Origin of the sequence: Halorubrum sp. Ea8, from assembly GCF_002252925.1 — an archaeon.
Taxonomy (GTDB): domain Archaea; phylum Halobacteriota; class Halobacteria; order Halobacteriales; family Haloferacaceae; genus Halorubrum.
The window spans coordinates 1-3,049 of record NZ_NHPF01000136.1 but is presented as its reverse complement, the minus strand read 5'-3'; the positions used below and the strand labels follow the sequence as shown (position 1 = coordinate 3,049).

2 protein-coding genes are annotated in these 3,049 nt (G+C 56.6%); one reads left to right on the top strand and one right to left on the bottom strand.

Translation table 11 applies throughout. From position 1 onward, the window contains the following. Positions 1-2,074 (top strand): PAS domain S-box protein (locus DJ74_RS16170; protein ID WP_141212736.1); only part of this gene is annotated, 2,074 nt, incomplete at its 5' end. Between the two features lie 103 nt (positions 2,075-2,177). On the opposite strand, the gene DJ74_RS16165 is transcribed toward DJ74_RS16170, so the two are convergent. After that, positions 2,178-2,921, bottom strand: coding sequence for a hypothetical protein (locus DJ74_RS16165; RefSeq protein WP_241881403.1), 744 nt, complete (start codon positions 2,919-2,921; stop codon positions 2,178-2,180). Between the last annotated feature and the right edge of the window lie 128 nt (positions 2,922-3,049).

The following is a 3,049-nucleotide window of genomic DNA, read 5'->3' as shown; positions in this document are numbered from 1 at the left end:
ACGTGCGGATCTCTCGGAGGTTCTCTTTATCAACGAGGCCTACGCGGATTTGTTCGACCAACCGGTCGAACGCCTGTATGACGACCCGATGGCCGTTCTCGACGCCGTTCATCCGGACGACCGCGAGGCGTACCACTCGGACCTCGTCGCCATGAGCGAACACATCCGCGGGGAGGAGTCGGGGCCGTACACGTTCAGTCACCGACTCCGCGTGGACGGTGAGACACGTTGGGTTGAGGTACGCGGCTATCCGAGCCGCGGTCCAGGCGGTGCCGTTGACCGGATCGTCGGGGTCATTCGAGACGTTACCGATGCGCGGCGCCGTGAGCGCGAGTACGAGCAGATATTCAACGGCGTTACCACTGCGATCGCAGTCCACGACCCCGACACGGGTGAAATGGTCGACGTGAACGACAGTTACGTCGAACTGTTCGGATACGACTACGACACGATTCTTCAACAAGGAATCAACGACCTCCGTGTTCCCGAGGAAGGCTACACTGATGAGCGCGCGAGACGGCTTATCACCGATGTCGGCGAAACCGAGGAAGATGAAACAGTCGAGTGGCGAATTGAGACTGCTGAGGGCGACCATCGTCTCGTCGAAGCGAACCTCACAGTCGCGACTGTAGGCGGTCAGCGACGTGTCCTCTCGTTGATGCGTGATATTACAGAACAGAAACGTCGCGAGCGGGAGTACGAGCAGATATTCAACGGAGTCAACGACGCTATCGCCATCTTCGACCCGGAGACGCTCTCCTTTGCTAGTGTGAACGATTCGTATCACGAACTCGTAGGATGCGACGATCTCGAGCGTATTCGCGAACTCGGTATCGAGGGTCTCAGCGCGACTGAGGACGGGTACACAGCGGAACGGGGTAAAGAACTGATTCAGACTGTGGCCCGTTCGGGGGAACCGAAGACCATCGAGTGGAAGGTCGCCCCGCCGGACGAGGAGCAGTCATGGATAGAGGTCACGTTAGCGACGGCCGAGATCGGTGGTGAACAGCGAGTTCTGTCGATCCAGCGTGATATCACGGAGCGGAAGCGTCGCGAACGAGAGTTCGAACAGGTCTTCAACGGTGTGACGGACGTGATTGGAATCTACGACCCGCAGACCGCGGAGCTACTCGATGTCAACGACACCATGTGTGAGCTCCTCGGATATGACCGTGACACGATCATCGATATGGACCCAGAAGAGGTGACGGCGACGGCACTCGGATTCGACGCGGACACGATCGGAGAGGTCGTCCGCGACGTGGCCAAATCCGGTGACCCGGTGAGGGACATCGAGTGGGCGTTGCGGACCGCCAGCGGCGATGTCGTATGGCTTGAGGTCAACGCGACCTTAACAGAGATTGGCGGCGAGCAGCGTGTGGTCACTATCGCTCGGGACGTCACTGGACGGCGCGACCGCGAAGAACGCGTTCAAGTGCTAAACCGTGTACTGAGACACAATGTGCGGAATGATATGGACGCGGTCTTGGGATACACGGCTACAATTGCGGAGGCGGCGGAAGATGAGGTCGTCCGAGAATACGCCGAAAGCGTTCACGACATTGCGAACAGCCTCTTGGAACTGAGCGGTAAGGCGCGTGCCGCCAGTCAGATGCTTCAGGACAACGACAACCCGGAAAATCGCAGAGGGGGAACAGTACTGGAGTCTGTCGTCGCCGACCTCCGTGAGTCTCACGACGAAGCGACGATTCAACTGTCCTCCGCGGAGGCTCCCGCACCGGCTGATACAGCCGTTTTTCGACTGGTCTTAAGCGAGCTCGTCGAGAACGCCGTTGAACACGCCGGCAACTCCCCGGAAGTCGAAATTGAGACGACGCAGTCTACGGCCAATGATGAGACGCGAGTCACGGTGCGTGACGATGGGCCCGGGATCCCCGACCGCGTACTTACTCCGTTCCGAGCCGACGGTGAGTCGCCGTTCCAGCACAATCACGGAATTGGCCTCTGGCTTGTCAACTGGGGTGTTCGGCAACTCGGTGGCGGTATCGAGTTTGAGCGGCCCGCCGATGGTGGAACAGCCGTTCACATTTCTTTGCCAAACGTACTGCGTTGACGGCTGTGAATGAAGCAGCAGGCCCGGTTCCGAACAGGCTCGTTCTGCTTTGTTGAAATTCTCAGCAGGTGACACGTTCCACTACGATCACAGTTAGTACAACCTACGATGTCACCACCCTTTTTTCACTCTCTCGCAGTTGGGTGAATGCTTCTGCTAGGGTCGCAAGGATGAGTAGCGAAAACGGGAGTCCGACAATACCTGACAGCAGGATTCCTATTGCTTGCCCGGCAATGGCACCGACCACTAACGATGTAATCGCTGTTAACACACCTGAGATGAGCCCAATCCCAGCGACAACTACTAATAATAATCCAAACAGTCGCAGCCAATGGCCGCGCGTTAGCTGCCAGCTATCTCGAAACCCGGCGATGAAGTTCTTGTCCTCTACCGCAACATACACGATCATGAAGATGAACGCGACGTACGCGATGATCCCGGGAATAACAAAGAGCACTGATCCGACGAACATGAGAACCCCGTATATGAGCCCACCAACGAGTGAGTTTAGCAGGACCGGCACAATATTTCGCGTGTAGTACTCTGACGGAATTGTCCGTGTATGACCGCCGACAAACGTTCGAATCGTGACAACCGTGAGCCATTGAAGCCCGAGCAACATGAGGATAGCTGCGCTCACGGAAACGGCAAGCGGGGCGTCGATTGACGGGAGAGCTACGTTCTCTGTCGGCGTACCTGACTGCTCAAGCCCCGTGACGACAGCGCTATAAAACGGGATCTGCCACGCAGCCCCGATAATCAAATATGCGACCATCAACAGCAAGCCGTTACGATTCGCGACACGACTGATTCCGCCAGCAAGCGATGAACCAATGTTGAGTGTCACGCTAGATACATCTCGTGTCGACCTGATACATTGTACTGACGCGTTTCACTCTCTGAAACTCGGCGTTTCACGGAGGTGTGTTGGAACTTTATCACTACATCAAATAGACTCACATGGAAATATCAGAA